Below are 586 nucleotides of genomic sequence, written 5' to 3'. Positions count from 1 at the left end.
TGTCCCAGTCGTGCGGGTCGGGGGCGGTGAGCGGCGGCAGGGTCCCGAGATCCTCGGGGCAGCCCATCAGGCCGGCGGCGCGGCCCACGCGCACGTAGTGCAGGAACGGCGACTCCCCTGGACCGAACAGGTGGCCGTAGGCCCGGCGGTAGAAACGCGTCGAGAAGGTCTTGCTGGGGTCGCGGTCCTCCTCCTGCCCGTGGGAGAGGAAATGGACCGCCGGTCCGTTCTCGAAGCCGCGGGTGTCGGGATAGCGTTTCAGGTACCAGGGCGCGTCGAAATAGGGCTCGATCAGGCGCGCCTGCTCCAGCAGATCCGCATCCGCCTCCGGAGGCGGCGTACCGTAGCCGGGATCGAAGCTGTCGGCCGAGATGTCGATCCCGCGCAGCAAAGCCGTCGCCAGGAAGTGGACGAAGGGCGCGATCCCCGTCACGTCCACATGGGGGTGATGGGCGCGGTAGGCCCAGCCGTTGAAGTCGGGCCTCGGGTTGCGTCCGAGGCGCCAGCCCGTGTCGCAATAGTCGCGCACCGCGTCCGCCTCCGCGGCCACGCCGTAGCGCGCCCGGTAGAAGCCGTGGTCGAAGTG

1 pseudogene is annotated in these 586 nt (G+C 70.1%); it reads right to left on the bottom strand.

Features of this window, described 5'->3' with window-relative positions:
* Positions 1 to 586 (bottom strand): annotated as a pseudogene (locus MKK88_RS16160) (glycosyl transferase); the annotation flags it as partial.

The organism is Methylobacterium sp. E-005 (assembly GCF_022829725.1).
In the GTDB taxonomy this organism is placed as follows: domain Bacteria; phylum Pseudomonadota; class Alphaproteobacteria; order Rhizobiales; family Beijerinckiaceae; genus Methylobacterium.
The sequence above is the reverse complement of the archived record's forward strand: the minus strand, read 5'-3'. Positions and strand labels throughout refer to the sequence as shown.